This is a genomic window from Buttiauxella agrestis (assembly GCF_900446255.1).
Lineage (GTDB): Bacteria > Pseudomonadota > Gammaproteobacteria > Enterobacterales > Enterobacteriaceae > Buttiauxella > Buttiauxella agrestis.
This window is the reverse complement of sequence record NZ_UIGI01000001.1, coordinates 2,159,070-2,182,527: the sequence shown is the minus strand read 5'-3', so window position 1 is coordinate 2,182,527 and position 23,458 is coordinate 2,159,070. Positions and strand designations below refer to the sequence as shown.

The window sequence follows — 23,458 nt, the reverse complement described above, 5'->3', positions numbered from 1 at the left end:
TTCGCAGAACTGACCGGGACATTTAGCCGCTGCGCAATCACCGCACATGTCAGCCCATTGGGCTGATAATGGATAATAGCGATCATGACAATCGAGAGCCCTTCGCTTTTACCGATGTTCCACGGCTTTCTTTCGGCGTGCTCAGAACATAACAACCTAACAGGCCGCCCAATATCAACGCAGCGGCGACAATCATCAGCGAAATATCATAGCTGCCGGTGACATCTTTAATTCTCCCCATTAACGGTGGGAATATTAATCCGGCAATATTCGCCACCGCGTTAATCAACGCAATTGCCGCAGCCGCCACCACACCTGTTAATGACTCCGTTGTTGCCGCCCAGAATATAGGCGTAACCGCCCAGTTTAAGGCTACCGTAATCACTAAAAGAATATATGCCAACAATAAGTTATCGCTTGAGATTGCCAGCATCAGCAAAATGCCCGCGGCAATAAGTGGCAGCCCTAAATGATAGCGACGTTCGCGCGTGATATCGGAGTGTCGGCCATTGGCAAACATAAATATACAAGCAAATAAAAATGGCACCGCAGACAATACGCTGACGATAAAATTACTTTGCTCAGAGACAACACCTTTGACGATTAACGGTAAAAATAACGTGATACCGATGGTGCCAAATGCCTGTAATAGCCAAATCGCACTCAATAACCAGACTTTTTTATCGGTGAGCGCTTTATGCCATTGGTGGCTACCGTTGTTTTCAAGGGCCGATGATTCACTGGCTAATTTCTGCTGGAGCCACTCTCGTTCAGACTCACTCAGCCAGCGGGCTTTCGCCGGGGAGTCATCAAGATAAAACCACACCACCACCCCGAGCGCGATGGCCGGGATCCCCTCAAGCAAGAATAACCAACGCCAACCGGCGATATCAAAAAAGCCGTGCATATTCAGGATGCTGCCGGAAATAGGCAAGCCAATGACGGAGGCCAGCGCCGCGCCGATATAAAACATCGACATCGCTCGCGCACGGTCGCTGCGCGGATACCAACAAGAAAGGTAATAGATAATGCCTGGCGTGAATCCGGCTTCGGCAACACCGAGCAAAAAGCGCATCACATAGAGCTGCGTCGGCGTTTGTACCAGGCTCATCCCCGCGGCAATGATTCCCCAGGTCACCATAATGCGGGCAATCCACAGCTTCGCCCCCACGCGCGTTAATATGATATTGCTCGGCACTTCGAAAATGATATAGGCGATATAAAAAATACCCGCCGCAATGCCATACATTTCAGCCGTCAGCGCCAGGTCAGCATTCATTTGCAGCGCGGCGACAGAAATATTCGAGCGGTCGATATAGGCAATCAGATACAGCAACATCAGAAAGGGAATGATGCGTTTATTAACGCGCTTGATTATCGAATTCTGGAGATCGTCTTGCATTATAACCCCTCATTTCACAGGTGAATATCTCATCTTGTATTGTCAGATTTATTTTCTTGTATGATAAGAATATAGAGGCTAATTCAGGAACTGTTCTGTGATCTGTATTCAATCCAGATAATTTGCTTTGTTGGCGCGGAAAAGTTGGCGCGGAAAAACCGCAAACTGAAACGACAGTCCGATAATGAGACATCGATGGCGTACAGAATTTTTTGTTCCGCTACAATTGAAGGTATTCGCTAATTAAATCAACGAACAATTAATTTACCCCTGAGGAGAAGTGAATGAATCAGCCTCGTTTTAGTGGTGTTATTCCCCCCGTTCCTACCTTATTTGATGAGCACGGTGAATTTGATGGCACTGCGCAGGCGTTACTTATTGAGCACCTGGTCGCCTCCCCGATTAACGGCCTGTTTTTTTTAGGCAGCGCCGGGGAATTTGCACATATGTCTGAAGCGCAACGCGCTCAGGTAGCAGAATTTTGCGTGAAGAAAGTCGCGGGCAGAAAGCCGGTTTTGATTGGCATCGCCCACTGCGGCACGCAGCAAACCATTGATGCCGGGCTGCATGCGCAAAAGGTTGGTGCCAGTGGCGTCGTGGTGGTTAACCCGTGGTACAACCCGCTGAGTGAAGCGAATCTGTTGCGCCATTATAAAACCATTGCCAGCGCACTCGAGTTGCCGATTCTTCTGTATAACTTCCCGGCGCTTACCGGGCAGTCTATTCCGGTGAATGTCATCCGCGAACTGGCATTAAGCTGCCCGAATATTGTCGGCCTGAAAGATACCGTAGATACCCTGTCGCACATTCGTGAAACCCTGCACGCGGTGAAGCCCGAGCGCCCCGACTTCGCTGTTTTTGCCGGTTATGATGAGTATCTGCTCGGGACGTTGATTCTCGGCGGCGATGGCTGCATTCCCGCCAGTGCCAACTTTGCGCCGCAGCTGACGTGCGGGATTTTAGACGCCTGGCGTAAACAAGACCTCTCCCGCGCCATTGAATTACAGCAATCGCTTTCATGGATCCCGTCGCTTTACAGTACGGATTTACCGTTTTACAACGCGGTGAAATATGCCATTAAATTAACCGGGGTGAATATTCCGGTGCATTCGCTGGCGCCCGCGACGCCGTTAACCGAAGAGATGAAAGTTGAGATTGGCCATATTCTGCGTCGTGCAGGCGTGATTGATTCAGCCTCTTAATCAGACAGACACGCGTTCAGCGGCAAACATTTCCCCTGAGCGCGAGCCTGTCGCTGCGGCTGGAGTTGCACCAGCGCAAGCTCGGCGGTCGCCACCGCGTCACACAGCGCATGGTGCGCCGGGTAATCAGGAAGCTGGTATTCGCGGCGAAGACTGGAAAGCCGCAAATCATTGTGCATTTGTCTCCTCGCCTGCTGATATCGCCGCTCAATCTCTAGCGTGTCTATCCACAGAATCGGCAGGTCTTCTGCACCATAACGGGTTTGCAGCCAGGCATTGATAAACGCCCTTTCCACCATTTTCCCATGCACCACAGCCACGCGACCGGCGAGGCGCAGGAATAACGTTTCCATCGCCTCGTCAAGCGCTTCACCATCACGCAGCATTTCCGGCGTGATGTGGTTGATGACCGCGCTGTGCGCATTGACCTGCGGATCACTGGAAATGTACTGGTGCTGCGCACTCGCCAGCAGGATTTGGCCGCTTTGCACCATCACGCTGCCTATCGACAAGATCCTGTCCTGATTCGCATCAAGGCCGCTGGTTTCAAAGTCAAAAGCCAGCCACGGGACGCTAAAAACGTCTGCGGTGAAGTTCGGCAGAGGTGTCGCCAATAGCTGTTGCAGTGCCGGACTCAGCCCTGGGATGTTGCGCCATCTCTTGCGTTGCGACTCAACTTGCTGAGTGAGTGATGGCGGAAAAATTCGTGACAAAAGGCCCATCGTTATCCCTTCACAAACAGCATGCGGGCCAGTTCTTGCTGGCGGGCAATAATGCGAAACGCGTCTTTTAAATGTTTACGCTCGAAGCTGCCGAACTCGCGCGGGTCGATGTGGTTGTCCGGTGCCAGACCTTTACGCAATTGCGAAAGCTGATGGTTAAAACGCTGACGGGTTAAAAAACGGAAGGCGTCGATGATGTCGGTGCAGCCTTCTGCCGACATAAGTCCTTTGTCTCTTGCAGCGTGAAAACGCGCTTCGGTATGGGTTTCACTGCATCCGGCTGCCAGCGCATAAATGCGCGAAAGGTCAATAATCAGCGTTAAGGCGTAGCGTTTGATGTTCAGGGTTTTGCTGTCGTTGCCGCTTTTTTCCAGCACCAGATTATTGAAGATGCCCAACGGTGGCGAAGTACTGGTGGCGTCGCGCGTGAGCGAGCGCAAAAAGCCTGGATGCGCGGCAATCTCGGTTAACAAAGCCTGCTGGAATGCGTCATGTAGCCAGGTGTTGCCGTAGAAAGCACGCGTTTCCAGAAACACCGTGGCATTTAATAATTGGGTATATTCCGGGTTCGTCACCCATTTGCGAATGCACGCCAGCCATACCGACAACGGCTGGCACCAGCGTCTTTCTGACGCCATAAAATGCCCGCTACAGAGCGGATAACCGCATTGATCAAGCCCCAGGCAGACGCTTCTCGCAAAGCGCAAAAACCACATTTGCTCTTCAAGGCCGGTGCCGTCCGGCAAAATAATTGCGCTATCCTGGTCAGAATGAACGTGCACTTCGTTGCGGGCGTGCGACCCGGCGATGACCCAGGAGAATTCACACGGTGGCTCGCCAAATTCCACGAGCGCGAGTTCAATGAGCCGACGCGTGAAGGCGTCCATCAGCATCGACATCACCATTTCGACCACGCCGCTGCGCAAGTTGCCCTGCACCAGCGCTTCAAATATGGCCTGGCGCTCCACTTGCAGGGCCGCTAATTCTGCAACCGACTGGCAATGGCTAATGCGCTCAATCAGGAAAATGGCCTGCACGCGGTGATGCTGTACCAGATGTGAGGCGGTCAGCAGGCCGACGGGTTGATGATTATCGACCACCGGCAAACTGCTCACGCCATGGCTCATCATCAGCGACACGGCGTGCATCACCAGGTCGCCTGAAGAAACCGTCACCGGGGAGGCCGTCATCACCTCTTTGACCGCGCGCGTAATATCAAACCCTTCAGCCACCACGCGCCGGGTCATGTCACGATCGCTGATGATGCCGATGATGTGATCATTTTCCATTATCACCGCCGTGGAACAGCGATCGACACAGCGCATTTGTTTCGCCGTTTCCTGAATCGAGGTGGACGCTTCCACGACCGACACCGTTCCGCTCGCGAGGTCCGATACTTTGCGCACAAACATGCCTTTGTCTTCGTCGCTCCAGACGACGTCCATCGCGGAATTCAGGCGGTCATGGGCGTTGATCGAAAAATGCGTGGCGTATTGCGGGTGTGCGTGCAGCACCTGTTTCAGAACGCTGTGGGGAATTTGGTACAGCAGCGTGTTTTCAATCGCCGTGACGTTGTAACAATCTTCAGGATTACCCGGAATGCCTTCAAGAAAAGTGAAGCCAAATAAATCTTCCGGTCCCAGACGGGCGCGCAGCACGCCATCGCTCCAGCGCTGTTCAAGCGAACCGGTACGGACGATGTAGAGGTAACGTTCACGCGCCGCAATATCAAAAGCCAGTGTTTCGCCTACCGCCAGATAACTGATGCTAATAGAGCGTGCGATATCGTTTTGCGCGTCCGCAGGGAGGGTGTTGAGTGGCGAAACATGCGCGATAAAATCGCAGATATTGGGCAATAACGGTTCCATCGTCATTATTTATCCTAAAGTTGAAATCCTGTTTCATAATATAGGCTGGCAGGTGACCAAATAGCCATACTATTCAGCATATCAATTAACCTGGTACACGCTGTTCTTGACCGGCTTAACATTTAATAATGTCAATCAGTTACATCACCATTGAATTGTTAATCAGGCGATGTAAAATTAACGTTACCATGTATAACTGTTGTGAATACTTCTTCAAATACCTGGCTTTCACTTTCGCCCTTTTCATCCCCGCCGGCGACCAGGTTTGAACCATTTTTTCAGGGAAAGTTACGATGAAATTGCGAAGCCTGTTGATCCTTGCTGTTGTGGCCACAGTCGTGGGTTGTAAAGCGCCACCGCCAAAAATGACGGACGATACAATCGTGACCAGTGAAATCAATGGCGTTACGCTGACTCACCGATACGCGGTGGCGGCTCCCACTGAATTTACCCCTGTAAACGCCAGCTATCGGGCGCTGTATCCAGGCTCGATTATGAGCAAACCGGACTTTGGCGGGAAAGTCATCAGCACCCTTGAGAACGGACAAAGTTATACCGTGCTGGGCCAGGTTGAACATAACTGGCTGGCGATTGCCGAGCAGGATAAAACCGAATTGCTGGGTTATGTGCCGATGCGTGCGCTGGTGAAAAGCGAGCTGTATGCGCAAACGCTGAAAAAAGATCGCCCGCGTCCACGCAAAGCGGCCAAGAAAACCACATGTGTTGCGGTCGATGATGCCAGCAAAGCCTGCCAGAACGCCAATAGCGGCACGTGGATTATTGATTAATCGTTGACGTTTAACGTCATGACTTTTGTTTAAAGTTGTTCGGCTAACAAGGATTTTTATGAAACTCTGGCTTTCGGGTCTGGCGCTGCTGCTGGCTTCCTCTACGGCGTGGGCGGGGAATTATCGTATCGTCCAATCCCCCTCGCAAAAGCTGGATGTCTGGATTGATAATGTTGCTGATAACACCCCGCAAAGCTGGTGTGCCGCCGAGCTACCGCTGCGAATTGTGGCCAATGGCGATAAAAAACCTACGGTACTCAATACTTTTATGCCGCGCCTCGGCACGCTTCTTGAAAGCCAGTGCAGCACCGTTCAACTGGTGAGCTGGAAGCTGGAAAGCCCGCAGGGTGACACGCTGGCCGTCGGCACCGCGACCAAAAGCAGCGACTGGGCGGTGATTGTCGCCCCTGATATTTCGAGCGAACCGAACACCACGCCGCGAACCGATGAAAACTCACCGCTGGCAGACCGCACCCCATGGCAGGAGTTTACGCTGCAAGATGGCTGCCATTTGCGCACCTTCTGGCAAGGTGATGCTAACGCGTCGGCAATGTTTATCCCCAACGGGAAATGCGAAAAAGGCGGCTGGCTCAACGGTCGCAGCGAAATCATTCAAAGCGGCGTGCATGGTGAAAAACGCCATGAAATGACGTTTGTACACGGTTTCCCGGTGAGCGGATTAAGCAATGACGCAAGTTCAGACAGCCTGCTTATCACCAGCCTGAATAACGAACGCATGGTCGTGAGCAATGAACATGCGCCGCAAAGCTGGATGATTTTGCCTTATAACGCTGAGTTAAATGGCTGGCAAGCGACCGGCACCGTAGCGGTGGAAGTCTCTCGTGAAATGACGATTGACGAATCAAGCATTCAGGCGCGTTTGAATGAAGTGCGCAAAGTCTGGTCGGCATGGCTTGCCCCGGATACCCCTATCACGCTGCTGTTGATTGACTCCCTGCGTCCGCAATTGCGTGACCCGGCTGTTGGCGCATGGCGCGCCCAGAAGTAATTTGTGATTTTTCGTCGATTTCGTGCAGAGAAAGGCCATCATGACTGATAAAGAATACGACCCAGAACTTCCCGACGCTCTGCCGCCTGGTTTCCGCTTCGACGAATTTGAGATTCAGCAAGTCACCGAGTCCACCCACACTCACGTGGTGTATAAAGCGTGGGATCACCAGCTCGAGCGCCCGGTGACGATCCACGAGTTTATGCCGCGAGCGCTGACCGTGCGCAGCGATAACATGCAACTGGTGCTGCGCAGCAAGCAAGATAGCCAGGCGTTCAACAACGGCATGAGTCGTTTTGTGCAATCCGCGCGCCTGCTTGCACAGTTTAACCACCCGAATCTGTTGCAGGTGTTGAGTTTCTGGACGCAAAACGAAACCGCGTATGCGGCAACGACCTACTCCAGCGGCATCACGCTTGCCGAGTTGCATCAGCAGCAACCCGAAGTCATTAACGATGCGTGGATCCGCCGCATGTTACCGATGTTGTGCAGCGCGCTGGCAACGTTACATGACGAAGGGTTTGTTCACCGCGATTTGTCGCTGCGCAGCATTCAAATTCAGGACAACGGAGCGCCGCTGTTGCTCAATGCGGGAGCGCCACGCCGGACTCATCCTGAGAGCGGTGAAGAGATAAAAACGCCGCTGAACCCTGGTTTTGCGCCGCTTGAGCAATATGCCGACGACCTCGAAAACCAGCTCGGCCCCTGGACCGATATTTATGCACTCGGTGCCATTCTGTATACCCTGATTACCGGCACCTGCCCTCCCGCCAGCGTGACGCGCACCATTCAGGACCCGTGCGTTAAGCTTGCGAAAAACCGCCCGGAAGGTTATTCCCACAGCCTGTTGCACGCCGTTGACTGCGCCCTGGCGTTGAAACCGGAAGACCGCCCGCAGTCGATTGCGGAGTTTGCCGCCCTGGCTGAAATCCCCTTGACGAATATTCATGGCCTCGCGCCGCTCAAACAGCCGGGTACCATGTTGGTCGCCGTCGAAGACGCGGAGATAACGCCGCTTTCGCCGTTTAAAAAGCGCTATAAATTACCTCTGCTGACGGGCGCGAGTTTGCTGGCCGGCATTGCCATTGGCGCCGTGATTTTTGGCGGCCATTTTTCTGCGGGTTCGCATCCTGAAACCGCGAAAGTGGAACAGACTGCCTCCCAGGACAAAGCCGAACCTGCCACGGCAAAAAGCGCAGTTCCTGCCGCCGAGGGGATGATGGCGCGAGTTTATGTGCGCATGAACGATGGCGAAACGCTGGCTGTGAACGGGAAAATACAAAAAGTGACACCGGGCGCGAACGGTTATGGCTTCCTGCAATTACCGGTGGGGAACTACACCATTACGTTAAGTGATAGCCATCAAACGCGAAACATGACGTTATCGGTCGAAAAAGCGGGAACCTGGCTGATCAATCCGCAGGGATAAGGCCCGACGGCGTGTACAGGTAAATTATCTGCTTTGTTGCAAGATGCGACTTCTCTCCTTCCACAGCCCGGAAAATCGTCTAAGGTTTTCATAGGGTTGATCGCGAAAATTTTCACGCGAACCTGACAAGGAGAAAAATAAATGACGATTCCTGTTTTGCGCCGTCCTCGCACTTTATTTATTGCGATTCAAATAGCTATCGGTTGTGCCTTCGTGAGTTTTACCCTGCCAGCAACAGCCGATGAGAGTTTACAACCCCTGCCGCAACCGCCTGATATTCTGCTTGGCCCGTTGTTTACCGATGTTCAGACGGCAAAGTTGTTCCCTGACCAAAAGACCTTTGCCGATGCGGTGCCGAAAAACGATCCGCTGATGATCCTCGCCGATTACCGGATGCAGAGAAACCAGTCGGGCTTCGATTTGCGCCACTTTGTGAATATGAATTTTGTGCTGCCCAAAGAAGGTGAAAAATATGTTCCGCCAGAAGGCCAGTCGTTGCGTGAACATATCGACAGCCTGTGGCCGGTGCTGACGCGCACCACAGATAGCGCGAGCAAATGGGATTCTTTGCTGCCGCTGCCGAAGCCGTATGTGGTTCCGGGTGGGCGTTTTCGTGAAGTCTATTATTGGGACAGCTACTTTACGATGCTGGGGCTTGCGGAAAGCGGCCACTGGGACAAAGTGCAGGATATGGTCGATAACTTCGCCCATGAGATTGACGCCTGGGGACATATTCCCAACGGCAACCGCAGCTATTATCTGAGCCGCTCGCAACCGCCGTTCTTCGCCTTTATGGTCAAACTGCTCGCCAGCCACAAGGGCGATGATACGTACACCACTTACCTGCCGCAGCTGAAAAAAGAGTACGCCTACTGGATGCAGGGCAGCGATGCACTGGAACCGGGGGCGCAGAATCTGCGAGTGGTAAAACTCAAAGATGGTTCCATTCTGAACCGTTACTGGGATGACCGCGATACACCGCGTACTGAATCGTATCTCGACGATGTGACGACGGCGAAAAACAACCCGAATCGCCCGGCGACGGAAATCTACCGTGATTTGCGTGCCGCCGCCGCGTCCGGTTGGGATTTCAGCTCGCGCTGGATGGATAACCCGGAACAACTGGGTTCGATTCGCACCACCTCGATTGTGCCGGTCGATTTGAACGCGCTGTTGTTCCAGATGGAAAAAACGCTCGCTCACGCCAGCAGCGTGGCGAAAGACAGCAATGCCGCAGCACAATATCAGCAACTGGCTGATGCTCGCCAGAAAGCCATGGAAACGCATCTGTGGAATGCGAAACAAGGCTGGTACGCGGATTACGATCTGAAAACTAACGCGGTTCGTTCGCAGCTGACTGCCGCGTCGCTGTTCCCGCTGTATGTCCATTCTGCATCGAAAGAACACGCCGATAAAATGGCAACCATTACCCGGGCGCAGTTGCTGAAAGCTGGCGGCCTTGCCACCACCAACCTGAAAACTGGCCAGCAATGGGATGCGCCAAATGGCTGGGCGCCGTTGCAATGGGTGGCAACAGAAGGTTTGCAAAACTACGGGCATCAGGATTTAGCCATGGAAGTGAGCTGGCGATTCCTGACTAACGTGCAGCACACCTACAACCGGGAGAAAAAACTGGTGGAGAAATATGATGTTTCTTCGACCGGTACGGGTGGCGGTGGCGGCGAATATCCGTTACAGGATGGCTTCGGCTGGACTAACGGGGTGACGCTAAAAATGCTCGATTTATTGTGTGGTAGCGAGAAACCTTGTGATTCAACGCCAGACAAATTGCCTTCGGCAACGCCTGGTCCGGTGACGGAGGCGACGAAGCCCGCTCCGGCAACCGCGCAGTAGTTTTCCTCCTGCCCTCACCCTGGCAATTTTGTCAGGGTGAGATCTGGAAGTTGTGGTGTTTTTCCGTTCACCCGAACGTCTGGTTATCTCTGCATCCGTTGTTAACGGTGAACGTTTAGTGAACGGAGTCTTCTCCGTATTGGCAGGAACCTTCCCTCAACGTTACGTATAAGAGATAGGTCAAAGGAGTGGGGACTCCTCCCTCCCCAATCCCCTTTCTTTTCATGGTCTTTCATTTCCTCCCTGCCAATATCTGTACTTGAAACCGCAAACAATAACGATAATAATTCGCATTCCATTATTACAAGCAATTACATTTTGGCTTCAGGGATTACACTTCATGAAACTGGTATTTACCGTAAAGCGCTCCGCTTTACTCTGCGCGCTTGCTTTGTCTGCGCCGAGTTATGTAATGGCGGAAGATACCGTCGTCGTGACCGCGGCACCTGCACCCACTTCCACTAGCGCGACGGAAGGCTACACCTCGCCGGTGAGCAAAGGTGCGACCAAAACTGACGAGCCCATCATCACCACCGCTCAGTCGGTTTCAGTGATTACACGTCAACAAATGGACGACCAGGGCGCGTTATCGGTTAACAGCGCACTGAATTACACGCCTGGCGTGTTCACCGGCTTTGCGGGTGGCGCAACACGTTATGACACCGTTGCCCTGCGCGGTTTCCACGGCGGTGATGTCAATAACATTTTCCTTGATGGCCTGCGTCTGATGAGTGACGGCGGCAGCTACAACGTGGTTCAGGTTGACCCGTGGTTCCTCGAACGCATCGATGTTATCAAAGGGCCTTCTTCCGCACTTTACGGGCAGACTATTCCTGGCGGCCTGGTGATGGAAACCTCTAAGCGCCCGCAGTTCATCGAGGAAGGCCATGTTCGCGCGATGTACGGCAATAACAGCACCAACGGCACGGCGTTTGATTACACCAATGCGATTAACGACGAATGGGCGTATCGCATTATCGGGATGACCAAAAATACCGATACCCAATATGAAAATACCCGTGATGAACGCTACGCCATCTCCCCGTCCCTGCTCTGGCAACCGGACGAAAATACTTCGCTGGTGATGCGTGCGTATCTGGAAAAAGATCCTTCAGGCGGTTTCCACGGTTCGGTTCCGGCAGACGGCAGTATTTATTCTTCGACAGGCCGCAAAATCAGCACCGGATTCTCTGACGTCGAGCCGGGTAATGACGAGTTCAAACGCCACCAGCAGATTTACAGCTATGAGTTTGCGCATAAATTCGATGAGGTGTGGGCATTCCGCTCAAACGCCAGTTACACCCATTCCAACGTCGGGCTGAAACAGGCTTATCAGATTGGCTGGGCGGATGCGCAGCATAATGAACTGATGCGTTACTACAGCGGCGAAACCTCCTCTCTTGATGCTTATGCCATTGATAACCAGCTGGAAGCAGATTTCGCCACCGGCGAGCTTGATCATAAAGTGGTGCTCGGCGGCGAGTTCCATAAATACACCAATAATCTGTCTGATGATTCCGCTTATACCACCAATATCAACCCATGGACCGGCGAGTCCGGCGGCCCTGGCGGTTTCTACTATTACGACCCGCGTGACCCGACTTACTCCACCATCAACCAGGGTTTGCTGACCAAAGCAGGCAAGCGCCAGTACGAACAGACCGGCGTTTATTTGCAGGATGATATGAAGTGGAATCAGTGGCATATGACGCTGTCTGGGCGTTACGACCATATCGTGACGAAGAGCCATATTGTGGCAGAAGCCATTGATAGCGACGTAACGGATAACCGTACCGATGACCATTTCAGTGGTCGGGCATCATTACTCTACGCCTTCACCAACGGTGTTTCGCCGTACATCAGCTACAGCCAGGCCATTACCCCGCAGGTTCTGCCGGGTGCCGATGGCAAATTGCTGAAACCTACCACTGCCGAGCAGTATGAAGCGGGGGTGAAATATCAGCCAGTGGGCACCGCGGATATGTATACCGTGGCGCTGTATGATCTGACGCAGAAGGATGTCGGCAACCGTATCGTGCAGGGTAGCTACTACGAACCTGCGGGCAAAGTTCACTCGCAAGGTGTTGAACTGGAAGCGCATTCCCAGTGGACGCAGCGTTTCTCAACCATCGCCGGGTACACTTACAATAAAGTGCGCTTCAAAGATGCGATTGACGGTAACGACGGCAACACGCCATACGTGACGCCAGACCAGATGGCCAGCCTGTGGGGTATGTTCAAGGCTGATTTGGGTATTAGCTTCGGCGCGGGCGTACGTTACATCGGCAAGCAATGGGCGGATAACGAAAACACCCTGCGCGTGCCTTCTGCCACCCTGATGGATGCGATGGTTCGTGCCGATATGGGCGCGTGGACTCCGTCGCTGAAAGGCGCTTTCGTGCAGGTGAATGCCACCAATCTGACGGGCCGTGATTACGTTGCGGGCTGTTATGGAACGGGTTACTGCTACTGGGGCGCCGAGCGTTCTGTGATTGCGACCGTGGGATATGATTTTTAATCGGTAAATCGGGTGTCGGATGACGCTGCGCTTATCCGACCTACGGCACGGTGTTGTAGGGCGGATAAGCGCAGCGTCATCCGCCATTTATTTGACCTTCTACAAATTCACACTTCTGGCAATATTCACTTCCGTCTTTGCGCCGCCCTGCTGCTCCAGCGCAATCTTCGCCAGCGGTGTATCCGCTTCATAACGCCCGGCTTTATCCAGCGTCTTCTCGTATTTATTGTATTTCCACCACGCGTAGCCGAGGAAGATCACCAGCCCACCCACGTTATAAAACACGATGGTTATGATGCTCGCCCCAGTTGGGAATGTCGAAGCGATAAACCCGACGGTGAAAATGACAATCAGCACGCTGACAATGGCAATACCTTGCATCCGCGACCCCATGCGGAAGTCACGATTCACTTCGTCGTACTTCAGGCGCAAGTTCAGGTACGCCAGCATGATAAACAGCGGTGGCAACATGGAAGCCGCAGCGGTCATGTTAATCAGCGTGTTCATCAATTCCTGCACGCTACCGGAGCCTACGGTTGGGATAAGCATCAACGGAATGACGATTAAGAACTGAATCCAGGCTGCGCGTGTTGGCACGCCATGCTGGTTCAGGCGCACGGTTTTCTCACCAAAAATACCTTTAGGGATTTCGGTAAAGAAGATTTTCACCGGTGCCGCCGTCCACATCAGCAACGAGCCAAACATCGCAGTAAAGGAAACAATCCCGACGAAGCGATTCATCACCGTGGTTGGCAAGCCGAAATGACGCGCCAGCCCCTCAAACACCTGCACCGTACCGCCGGTGTAGTGCAGATCAGCTTTATGCACAAAGACGTTAATCAGCAAGGAGGAAATGGTATACAGGCCGCCGATAAACAAGCCCGACAGGATAATGACTTTAACAAATGCCTTGCTACCGCCTTTGACGTCGTTAACGTAAACCGCTACGGATTCCGCGCCACCCGCGGCCTGGAATATCCACGCGATAATCCCTAAGAATGCCCAACTAAACTGCGGCGTAATCGCTTCAACGCTGATAGGGTCAGCCGGTTCCACTCCGCCGATAACTGCCGCTCCGGCCAGAATGATGTAAGAGAAAGTCAGCAATAACATCAATGTGGAAGTGACTGATGTCATCGGCCCAAGCAATTTCGCGCCATGGTTAGAAATCCAGGTCGAGAAAGCAAACAGGCAGATAGAAATTATGGCCGTGGTTAATGGCGTGAAAATATAGTCATAACCGAGGAACGCATAGGACGCGTAAGCAATAACTCTTGGCAATAATGCCGTGAAGAAAAACAGGTTCACAAACCAGTAAGTGTAAGCGGTGATAAATGCCCAGCGACCACCGAGTGCACTTTTTACCCATGCATAAACGCCTGCTTCTGAATTACGGTTGAGTGAGACAAATTCCGCAATAATTAAACAGAATGGAATAAAGTAAATCAGCGTTGCCACCAGGAAAACCGGGGCTGAGGCAATGCCGAGTTGGATATTATTATTAATGACGTTGTTGAAGCTAAATACCGCCGCAAACGTCATGGCTAATAATCCAAACTTGCCAATCGTGTTTCTGTTTGTTGAAGCCATGAGAACTCCACTCCACATTGTGTAGGATACTTTAATTAGTGCTTTTCGTAGGTCGGATTAGCGCAAGCGCCATCCGACATTTGTGTTACGTCCGCACCTTATTTGTTTAAGAAATACGTTTCTTCCACCGTAACTTTTAAAATCACTTTCTTGACGTCTTTACCCTGCGAGAACCGGTATGCCTGATGGTTTTCACAAATGATGACGTTGCCTGCTTTCAGTTCATGCCGCACGCCCTGCCCGCTGAAAAACTCGCGGTCACTTTCATCGCGATAAGCCATCTCAGGCGTCAGGGTGCTTTTATCCGCGACCTCAATGGATTCATGTCCGCTAAGGTAATAATGCACATCGAAATAGCGGCGGTTGCCTTCAAATAATTCAGTGTGATGCGCGTTTCCTTCGGCAAGGCGATAAACCAGCGAGTCACCAATCGAATAAAAAACATTTGGCTCAATATTATTAAGGTTATTTATAGCCTCAATGCAGCGTTGCCATTTTTTACCTGCCCGATAAACACTTTTAAATTCTTCTAAGGTATTTAAAATAATCATGTTGCTTGCCTCATCAGGAATGTGCGCAATCGGTTTGTGATTTACGGAATGGCACCATGGTGAAACCGTATTCGAACGTTTTGAGATACACCCGGAACGAGTCCAGCACTTCGGAACCCCAGGAGTTGGAACCCAGGCCGAGGATTTGGTCGTCAAGATTGAGCGTCAGGTAATCACTCGCTTCCAGTTCGTTGATGTGTTGCGCCTGTTGCATCATTTCTGCGCTATACGGCCAGAGGCTGAAGTTAATCGGCCTGCGCGGTTGAATGAAAATTCCGTTGCCCTTTTCATCTTCCACGCTCAGCCAGCGCACGTCCTGTCGATTACCGTTGTCTTGCGGGAACGGGTAGTTTTCAAACAGGCTTTCAACTGGCTGGCAATAATGGCCAATCAGGTTGCTCTGGCAGCTATCGCCATAGTTTTCGCCCGGTCCGCGTCCGTAATATTCCACCTGCTTAAAGCGCTTGCTGATGCCAAAATCGAGACCGACTTTGGGAATAATGGCCTGATAGTTGCCATACGGCTGGCCGGATAGATTCAGTGTGACGTGGCCTGCTGGTGTAATTCGCCACTGATAAGTGCAGCGCATACCGAAATCAAACACAGGCGGCGCAATGGTGCTGTCAATTTCAATCACCACATCATCACCCTGCGAGAAGTGGCGCATTTCACGGAAGTTATGCTGCATCAGATGGACGTGATACGGCTGCCACAACCCTTCAAATTCCTGCTTGTGGTTATCAATCGTCGGCTTAAAGAAAGTCAGATGTGGCGCGCGCCCAACAATTTCCTCGCCATCGACTAACCATGATGTCAGCTCGCCGCTCAGGCGGCAGAAGGTCAGAGCAAAGCCCTGCCCGCGAATCACCTGCTGATGTTGCAGGGTTTCACTTTGAAGTGCGGCAGATTTCTCCACCGGCAGCGGTTCACGTTCTGCCGCTGGCTGACGTAAAACCTGGAAATGACCGAGCGGGTGCATCGCTTCGCTGTAAGGAGTAGCGCTGCGTTTAATGATTTCAACGTTGATGAACACTTCACCCGCCGGCAATTCTGGGGGCGTGAGCGGTAACGCTTCAGACTCGCCCGGCAGCAAATGCGGCAGTGCCAACGTTTGGTGCGCGAGGATTTTACCGTCAACCTGATAAGCCACACGGAATTCAATATCACCCAGCGTGCTGTACCAGTAGCGGTTTTCCACCAGCAAAACGTCGGCCTGCGCAGTCTCAAGAATGTTCACCGGGCAAAGCACTTGTTTGTATTCGCGCAAACCTGGCCCTGGACGCTGATCGGGGTAAATCAGGCCATCCATGCAGAAGTTATAGTTGTTCGGGTAATCGCCATAATCGCCACCGTACTGGTAACGCTCGCGCCCTTGTTCGTCATGCACCAGTAAACCGTGGTCGCACCACTCCCAGATGTAATGCCCTTGCAAAGATTTATGTTGGTTAAACACCGCCTGATACTGCGCCAGCCCGCCCGGGCCGTTGCCCATCGCATGGGCGTATTCGCAGATAATGCGCGGTTTTGGATGCGGGTATTCACCGAAGGCGTTCATCATAGAAACGCGGGAATACATGGTGCTGATGACGTCCACCACTTCGGCATCGCGATCTTCTTCGTAATGCACCAGACGCGTGGGGTCGAGTTGCTTGCAGCGCGCCGCCATGGCACGAATATTACAGCCGTAACCCGACTCGTTACCCAACGACCAGATTATGATCGACGGATGGTTTTTCTGCGCCTGAACGTGGCGCTCAATACGTTCAACATAAGCGTGTTCCCACGCAGGGTCGTCGGTAATCCGGCTGATGTTGCCGACGTTGGCAAAACCATGGCTTTCGAGGTCAGTTTCCGCCATCACAAACAGGCCGTACTGGTCGCATAACGCATAAAAACGCGGGTCGTTTGGATAATGGGCGGTGCGAACGGAGTTGATGTTGTGCTGCTTCATCAGAATGATGTCGCGCTCAACACGCGCCATATCCACGGCACGCCCTTTCTGATGATGATGATCGTGGCGGTTTACGCCATGTAATTTCAGATAGCGACCGTTTACATAAAACAGGCCATCGCGGACTTTAATATCGCGGAACCCAACCTGCTGCGGCACCACTTCGACAATGTCGCCCTGGGAATCGCGCAGGGTTAACAGCAGCAGATAGAGATTGGGCTGCTCGGCGTTCCACTGCTTTGGCTGTTGGACTGGCATGACAAACTGGCATGACGCTTCACGTTGTACGGTCAGCGCAGCGTGGTTTTGCTGCGCCACGCATTTCTCGCCGTCAAAAAGTTGCGCGTGAAGCTGATAGCCTGCCGCCGCCGTTGCGGTGTTGTTATGTAGCACGCAAGAGATCTGAAGTTCGGCATCACAGTAGTTTTCATCAAACTCAGTGACCACGGTGAAGTCTTGCAAGTGAACGAGTGGCTGACCTATCAGATAAACGTCGCGGAAGATTCCCGCCATCCACCACATATCCTGATCTTCGATATAGGTGGAATCGGCCCATTGCATCACCCGCACGCTCAGTAAATTTGCGCCCGCGTGTGCATAAGGGCTGAGGTCAAACTCGGCACTCAGGCGGCTACCTTTGCTGAACCCGACATACTGACCATTCAGATAAACTTCAAAATAGGTTTCTACACCGTCGAATTTGATGATGATTTGACGCTGCAACCAATCGGCTGGCAGCGTGAATTCGCGCTGATATGCCCCGGTAGGGTTGTTGGTCGGGACGTGCGGGACATCAATCGGGAATGGATATCCTTCGTCGGTATATTGCAGGTTGCCGTGGCCTTCCATTTGCCACATCCCCGGAACGGTGATTTCACCCCAGGTGTTCATCGGCTCACGGTAAAATTCGGCGGGGACTTTTTCAGGGTGATCGAAGTAGTTAAATGCCCACTTGCCACTGAGCAACATAAACCCCTGGCTTGAATCGCGGTTAAGTTCTTTGTCCTGTTCAACGCTTTTGTAGCTATGGAACCAGGCGCGAGCTGGCAGTCGGTTCTCAGATTGTTTATCTATGTTTTCCCAGTTCTTCACGCTTACATCCTCTTTACGTGTGTCTGGGCAAACAATAGTAAATATTTACTAAAGCTAAAAATAAAAGTTTACTAAATGATGATGGGATCACAATAAATCGCCCTGGTCGTTTTCAACGATAGCAGGACGATTTTCTGTTAGTTATTGATTTTATTCAGATGGGGTGGTGGTATCGCGCAACTGCAAAGAACTTGGGACAAATACCGTTAGCGGAATGGTTCGTTCATCACGAATGCGCTCCATCAGCAGGTTAACCGCCTGGGCTCCGATGGTTTCAGAATGAATTCGCACGGTAGAAAGCGCCGGATAAACAAAACGCGCGGTAGGAATATCGTTGACGCTAATCAGCGCCATTTGCTCGGGTACTTTCACGCCGTGCTCATGTAGCGCACGCAGGACACCAATCGCGATGGAATCGGTCGCCACAAACAGCGCCGGTGGGTAATCACCTGAAGTGGAAAGCATTTTTATTGCGCACTGATAACCGGCCTGGCTACTAAAATCACCAAAATAGACATCTTCTGCCTTTACCACTTTCTTGCGGCGGCCATATTCTACAAACGCCAGCTCACGTTGATCGGCATAGTCAAGGTCATCGCGCCCACCAATAAAACCGATGCGTTGATAGCCCCGGGAAATAAAGTAGTCGATGACTTTCTGGCTGATTTTGGCTAAATCCACACTGACGCAGTCAAAGCGCGGATCGCTGGTGATGCCATCAAGATAAACCAGCGGCAGCTCCTGCTGCTCGAGCAATGCCTGAGCGGCTGGCTGAGGTTTACCAATTATCAGTAAACCATCGGCGGACGCCAATGCACGGTCGCCTTTAAAGTCATAGCAAGATACCAGGGTGATACCCAATTTTTCACATTGAGTTTCAATGCCATAGCGCATCGCCAGATAATAGGGATCGTTAATTTCCAACTCTTGCCCATGCGTATAAAGGGCGCAAAACGTCAGGCGCTGACTGGCCTGGCGTTTTGCGCTCGGAACTTTATATTCCAGCCGTTCTGCGGCTTCGAGGATTTTCTGACGAGTCTGGCTTTTCACACTCAACGTGGGATCGTCATTGAGCACGCGTGAAACCGTGGCGACAGACACCTGAGCCGCTTGCGCGATTTCCTTCAAAGTAGCCATAACATCCTAATAATCATGCGATGAAAATAATATACCCAAAATAATTCGAGTTGCATCGCGGCGGCAAGAGAGCGAGTCCCTGGGAGCTTAGTAAACTAAGTGGCCTGGGTGAGCGAGCGTAGCCAACAATGATGCAGCTTGAAGTATGACGGGTATAGATTAATGGCATCGCGAGCCCCTGTATACCCCTGCGTTTAACCCGAGTAGTCGCAATTTGAAGTTGTGACGCAGTTATCGGTTTATCAATCTAAGTGTATTTTTTAGTAAAATATTAACTAACATGACGACCATTCCGCTGACTGATAACAGCAAAAACGACAAGGAATGGATTTCATGGCAAGGATTTTATCCGGAATACCGCTGGTGTTACTGCTGGCCCCGTTAGGGAGTTTACACGCCGCTGAAGCCGTTGTTCCGGCTGAACGGCAAACTCCAGCCCCCCCTGCATTTGCGGACGACAACGCTAAAACGACATTTCGCTTTTACGGTGAAATGGGTTTAGGGGGCAGCGTTTATCTCAATGGCGACGACAAACACAAATACAGTGACGGCACCTACATCGAAGGCGGCCTTGAAGTCAAACACGGCAACTGGTTCGGGTTATTGTATGGCGAAGGCTGGACGGTGCAAGCCGACCATCAAGGCAACGCCTGGGTTCCCGACCATAGCTGGGGCGGTTTTGAAGGCGGTATCAACCGTTTTTATGGCGGCTATCGCACCGACAAAGGCACCGAATGGATTTTAAGCGGGCGTAACGATTCGTCGCTGGATGATTTGCAATGGTGGGGCGATTTCACCCCGGAGTACGGCTACGTCATCCCTAATACCCGCGATTTAACCTATGCCGCCAAAGTGCAAAATCTGACGGGAGATTTACGCTACAGCATCACTGCCGCGCCGGAAAGTCGCGTAGATGAAAGCAAAGCCTGGCTGCACTTTGGGAAATATGACCGTTATTCAGATAAATACACGTATCGGGCGATGATCAACGGCTATCTTCAATATGATATTCAGGAAGGTTTAACCCTGCTCAACGGGCTGGAAGTCACCGATGGCACCGGGCAACTTTACCTGATTGGCTTGCAGGGCAAACATCTTGCAGGACGCGCCTGGCATCACACCGGTAAAGGTGATGGTTACAACCCGGGGAGCGAAACCGGCATGATGATGAGCGGCATGATTGAACCCGCTAAAGGCTTATATCTTTCTACCGCATACAGTTACGCCAAACACGAACTGGATAACGCCGATGACCAAACGACCTCCTACGCGCAGTTTGGTATCTGGTACGAGTATTTTGGCGGGAAACTCGCCACCGCGCTGGATAGCCGTTTTTATCTTGATAACGACACCACCGAGGCCAGCAATTCGGTCTTCGTCATGCAATATTTTTACTGGTAAGGATACGACATGAACCCCCTCTTCCGTCTCGCTCCGATTGCCGCCCTGCTGGTTCTTGCCGGGTGCAAAGCTCCACATCACGATACCCAGGCGTTACAAGCCAGTCAGTTCCGCAATGTTATCGATCGCACCGGCGCACCGCAGGCGATGCTCGATTACGATTTTGATGAACATCAGCGCTTTAATCCGCTCTTTGATGACGGTGCCTGGCACGGGCATTTGCTGCCCGCCAACAGTGAAGGCATGGGGGGATTCCCCGGCCCGGCGCTGCTGACCGAAGAATATATCAACTTTATGGCAAATAATTTTGACCGGCTGAGCGTGTATAAAAACGGCCAAAAAGTGGCGTTTACCATGCAGGCCTACAGCATTCCGGGCGCTCTGATTCAGACGCTGACCGCCCCTGGCGTCACGGTAAAAATGACGCTGCGGTTTGTCACATCCCGCACGTCATTGCTGGCAACAGAAATCACCACCGACGCACCACTTGAGCTGGTGTGGGATGGGGAATTGCTCGAGAAATATCATCTTCAGGAACAAAAGCCAAAGTCCACTGAAACCATTACCCAGGCCTTCCCGGACTATAACCGTGTACTGCATGCCACGCCGGATGGCCTGAATGTGACATTTGGCAAAGTAAGAGCGCCATCCAACCTGATGACCTCCGGCGACTCGCAATATCAAATTCATAAAACCTTGCCGATGCGCACACAAATCGACGGACATCGATTCGTGGCCAAAGCCAATATTGAAGGCTCAACCACCGTTTACACCACCTACTCTCACCTGTTAACGGCGGCAGAAGTCCAGAAAGAACAGGGCAAGATTCACGATATTCTCAATAATCCGCAAACGTATCTGACCGCATCGGAACAACGCTGGGAAAGCTATTTGAAAACCGGTTTGAATAACCCGGATGCAACGACGGCGCAAACTCGCGTGGCGGTGAAAGCTTTCGAAACGCTCAACGGAAACTGGCGTGGCGTGGCGGGGGCGATGAAATTTGATTCGGTGACGCCGTCAGTTACCGGGCGCTGGTTCTCAGGCAACCAGACCTGGCCGTGGGATACCTGGAAACAGGCGTATGCGATGGCGCATTTTAACCCGGACGTCGCCAAAGATAATATTCGCGCGGTGTTCGCATGGCAAATCCCGAAGGATGACCCGATTCGCCCGTGGGATGCAGGCTTTGTACCGGATTTAATTGCCTATAACACCAGCCCGGAGCGCGGCGGTGACGGCGGCAACTGGAACGAGCGCAACACCAAGCCAAGCCTTGCCGCGTGGTCAGTGATGGAGGTGTACAAAACCACCGGCGACAAAGGCTGGCTTGAAGAAATGTACCCACATTTAGTGGCCTATCACGACTGGTGGCTGCGCAACCGTGACCATAACGGGAATGGTATTCCTGAATATGGTGCAACGCGCGACAAAGCCCATAACACCGCCAATGGCGAGATGATCTTTACCGTCAAACGCGGCAATAAAGAACAAAAAATGGTGGGGTTGGATAATTACAACCGCGTCTTGCGCAGCGGGAGATATGACAGCATTGATATTCCTGCGCAGGTTGCCGCGTCGTGGGAGTCCGGACGCGATGACGCCGCCGTGTTCGGTTTTATCGACCCGGATCAGCTGCAACGTTACGTGGATAAAGGCGGCAAACGCGAAGACTGGCAGGTTCTGTTTGCTGAAAACCACGCCCCCGATGGCACTCTGCTCGGCTATTCACTACTGCAAGAGTCGGTCGACCAGGCAAGCTACATGTATAGCGACAGCAGTTATCTGGCAGAAATGGCGAAGATCCTCGGCAAGTCTGAAGATGAACAACGCTTTAGCCAGCACGCAAAAAAACTGGCTGATTACATCAACACCTGCATGTTTGACGATACCACCGGGTTCTATTACGACATTCGTATCGAAGATAAACCGCTGGCAAATGGCTGCGCGGGCAAACCGCTAGTCGCTCGCGGCAAAGGGCCGGAGGGCTGGTCGCCGCTGTTTAACGGTGCGGCAACTCAGGCACATGCCAATGCCGTGGTAAAAGTCATGAAAGACCCGAGGGAGTTTAATACCTTCGTGCCACTGGGGACGGCGGCACTCACCAACCCGGCCTTTGGGGCAGATATTTACTGGCGTGGGCGCGTGTGGGTGGATCAGTTCTACTTTGGTCTGAAAGGGATGGAGCGTTACGGATATCGTGCGGACGCGGTGGAGATGGCGAACCGATTCTTTGCTCATGCCAATGGCCTGACGAGCGACGGTCCTATTCGCGAAAACTACAACCCGCTAAACGGCGAACAACAAGGCGCACCGAATTTCTCATGGAGTGCTGCGCACCTTTATATGTTGTACAACGATTTCTTTACCGAGAAACAGTAAACGTAAAACGGCCCCAACAGGGGCCGTTACAAAATAGGTTAAGACCTATCCTCTAAATAATTGGAGCTGCTTCAAGGCGGCAAACTCAGGAATCCCCAGGAGCTTACTCGAGTAAGTGACTGGGGTGAGTGAGTGCAGCCAACGCCGAGGCGACTTCAAGTATGACGAGGATAGTTAGCGTCGTACCATGCGATAAATAATCAACACAATAATCGCCCCCGCCACTGCGACCAGGAAGCTTGGAAAATTAAAGCCCGTCACACTGCCGCCGATATGCAGGAATGTGGCAATCCAACCACCAACAACCGCACCGATGATCCCCAAAATACAGGTCACGATGAAACCGCCGCCATCTTTACCAGGCATAATCAGTTTTGCAATTACACCAGCAATCAAACCGAAAATAATCCAGGCCAGAATACCCATATTGAACGTCCTCTTCATTATTGTGTGTGGTAACAAGCCAGAATCCACATTGGTTTGGCAACGGGTTCTGTTTGTCGGTACGCTAAGTATAATCAAGTGTTAGAAAAATGTGACTGACCTCACTAAGTTATTGAAT

General features: G+C 52.1%; 16 protein-coding genes. 8 read left to right on the top strand and 8 right to left on the bottom strand.

Annotated features, from left to right (window positions below):
• Nucleotides 1–82: 82 nt before the first annotated feature.
• A complete protein-coding gene (locus tag DY231_RS10550; protein WP_115628315.1) occupies nucleotides 83–1,402 on the bottom strand; it encodes an MFS transporter in 1,320 nt (439 codons plus the stop codon).
• 284 nt (nucleotides 1,403–1,686) lie between these two features.
• Between DY231_RS10550 and DY231_RS10545 the strand changes: the two genes are divergently transcribed.
• Nucleotides 1,687–2,604 carry a dihydrodipicolinate synthase family protein gene (locus tag DY231_RS10545; RefSeq protein ID WP_115628314.1) on the top strand — a complete coding sequence of 306 codons (918 nt, stop codon included), beginning with the start codon at nucleotides 1,687–1,689 and terminating at the stop codon, nucleotides 2,602–2,604.
• On the opposite strand, the gene DY231_RS10540 is transcribed toward DY231_RS10545, so the two are convergent.
• Together DY231_RS10540 and DY231_RS10535 are read right to left on the bottom strand one after the other, a co-directional pair.
• Nucleotides 2,601–3,317, bottom strand: coding sequence for an exonuclease domain-containing protein (locus DY231_RS10540; RefSeq protein ID WP_172588677.1), 717 nt, complete (start codon nucleotides 3,315–3,317; stop codon nucleotides 2,601–2,603). The genes DY231_RS10545 and DY231_RS10540 overlap by 4 nt on opposite strands.
• Nucleotides 3,318–3,328: 11 nt before the next feature.
• The gene (locus DY231_RS10535; RefSeq protein WP_115628312.1) at nucleotides 3,329–5,200 is read right to left on the bottom strand and encodes a putative nucleotidyltransferase substrate binding domain-containing protein; all 1,872 of its coding nucleotides are present in this window, start codon (nucleotides 5,198–5,200) and stop codon (nucleotides 3,329–3,331) included.
• Between the two features lie 287 nt (nucleotides 5,201–5,487).
• Here DY231_RS10535 and DY231_RS10530 point away from each other — a divergent pair, with 287 nt between their 5' ends.
• The 5 genes from DY231_RS10530 (at nucleotide 5,488) to DY231_RS10510 (ending at nucleotide 12,792) form a co-directional block, all read left to right on the top strand.
• A complete protein-coding gene (locus tag DY231_RS10530) occupies nucleotides 5,488–5,982 on the top strand; it encodes an SH3 domain-containing protein (protein ID WP_115628311.1) in 495 nt (164 codons plus the stop codon).
• A gap of 58 nt (nucleotides 5,983–6,040) precedes the next feature.
• A complete protein-coding gene (locus DY231_RS10525; protein ID WP_115628310.1) occupies nucleotides 6,041–6,991 on the top strand; it encodes a hypothetical protein in 951 nt (316 codons plus the stop codon).
• Nucleotides 6,992–7,031: 40 nt separating this feature from the next.
• Nucleotides 7,032–8,420, top strand: coding sequence for a serine/threonine protein kinase (locus DY231_RS10520; protein WP_115628309.1), 1,389 nt, complete (start codon nucleotides 7,032–7,034; stop codon nucleotides 8,418–8,420).
• 141 nt (nucleotides 8,421–8,561) lie between these two features.
• A complete protein-coding gene (locus tag DY231_RS10515) occupies nucleotides 8,562–10,274 on the top strand; it encodes an alpha,alpha-trehalase (protein WP_115628308.1) in 1,713 nt (570 codons plus the stop codon).
• 340 nt (nucleotides 10,275–10,614) lie between these two features.
• The gene (locus DY231_RS10510) at nucleotides 10,615–12,792 is read left to right on the top strand and encodes a TonB-dependent siderophore receptor (RefSeq protein ID WP_115628307.1); all 2,178 of its coding nucleotides are present in this window, start codon (nucleotides 10,615–10,617) and stop codon (nucleotides 12,790–12,792) included.
• Nucleotides 12,793–12,891: 99 nt separating this feature from the next.
• Here the strand turns inward: DY231_RS10510 and DY231_RS10505 are convergent, their stop codons facing one another.
• From DY231_RS10505 to ebgR, 4 genes are all read right to left on the bottom strand, one after another.
• Entirely contained in the window at nucleotides 12,892–14,382 is a 1,491-nt protein-coding gene (locus DY231_RS10505) for an amino acid permease (protein ID WP_115628306.1), read from the bottom strand.
• Nucleotides 14,383–14,480: 98 nt separating this feature from the next.
• A complete protein-coding gene (locus DY231_RS10500) occupies nucleotides 14,481–14,933 on the bottom strand; it encodes a beta-galactosidase subunit beta (protein ID WP_115628305.1) in 453 nt (150 codons plus the stop codon).
• A gap of 13 nt (nucleotides 14,934–14,946) precedes the next feature.
• Nucleotides 14,947–17,976, bottom strand: a complete 3,030-nt coding sequence (ebgA, locus tag DY231_RS10495; RefSeq protein ID WP_115628304.1) for a beta-galactosidase subunit alpha — start codon at nucleotides 17,974–17,976, stop codon at nucleotides 14,947–14,949.
• A 150-nt stretch (nucleotides 17,977–18,126) separates the two neighbouring features.
• The gene (ebgR, locus tag DY231_RS10490) at nucleotides 18,127–19,113 is read right to left on the bottom strand and encodes a transcriptional regulator EbgR (RefSeq protein WP_115628303.1); all 987 of its coding nucleotides are present in this window, start codon (nucleotides 19,111–19,113) and stop codon (nucleotides 18,127–18,129) included.
• A 333-nt stretch (nucleotides 19,114–19,446) separates the two neighbouring features.
• On the opposite strand from ebgR, the gene ygjJ reads away from it, so the two are divergent.
• Together ygjJ and ygjK are read left to right on the top strand one after the other, a co-directional pair.
• Nucleotides 19,447–20,514, top strand: a complete 1,068-nt coding sequence (ygjJ, locus tag DY231_RS10485) for a protein YgjJ (protein ID WP_115628302.1) — start codon at nucleotides 19,447–19,449, stop codon at nucleotides 20,512–20,514.
• 9 nt (nucleotides 20,515–20,523) lie between these two features.
• The gene (gene ygjK, locus DY231_RS10480) at nucleotides 20,524–22,896 is read left to right on the top strand and encodes an alpha-glucosidase (RefSeq protein ID WP_115628301.1); all 2,373 of its coding nucleotides are present in this window, start codon (nucleotides 20,524–20,526) and stop codon (nucleotides 22,894–22,896) included.
• Nucleotides 22,897–23,070: 174 nt separating this feature from the next.
• Here ygjK and DY231_RS10475 read toward each other — a convergent pair whose 3' ends face one another.
• The gene (locus DY231_RS10475) at nucleotides 23,071–23,322 is read right to left on the bottom strand and encodes a GlsB/YeaQ/YmgE family stress response membrane protein (RefSeq protein WP_034495894.1); all 252 of its coding nucleotides are present in this window, start codon (nucleotides 23,320–23,322) and stop codon (nucleotides 23,071–23,073) included.
• Nucleotides 23,323–23,458: the final 136 nt, after the last annotated feature.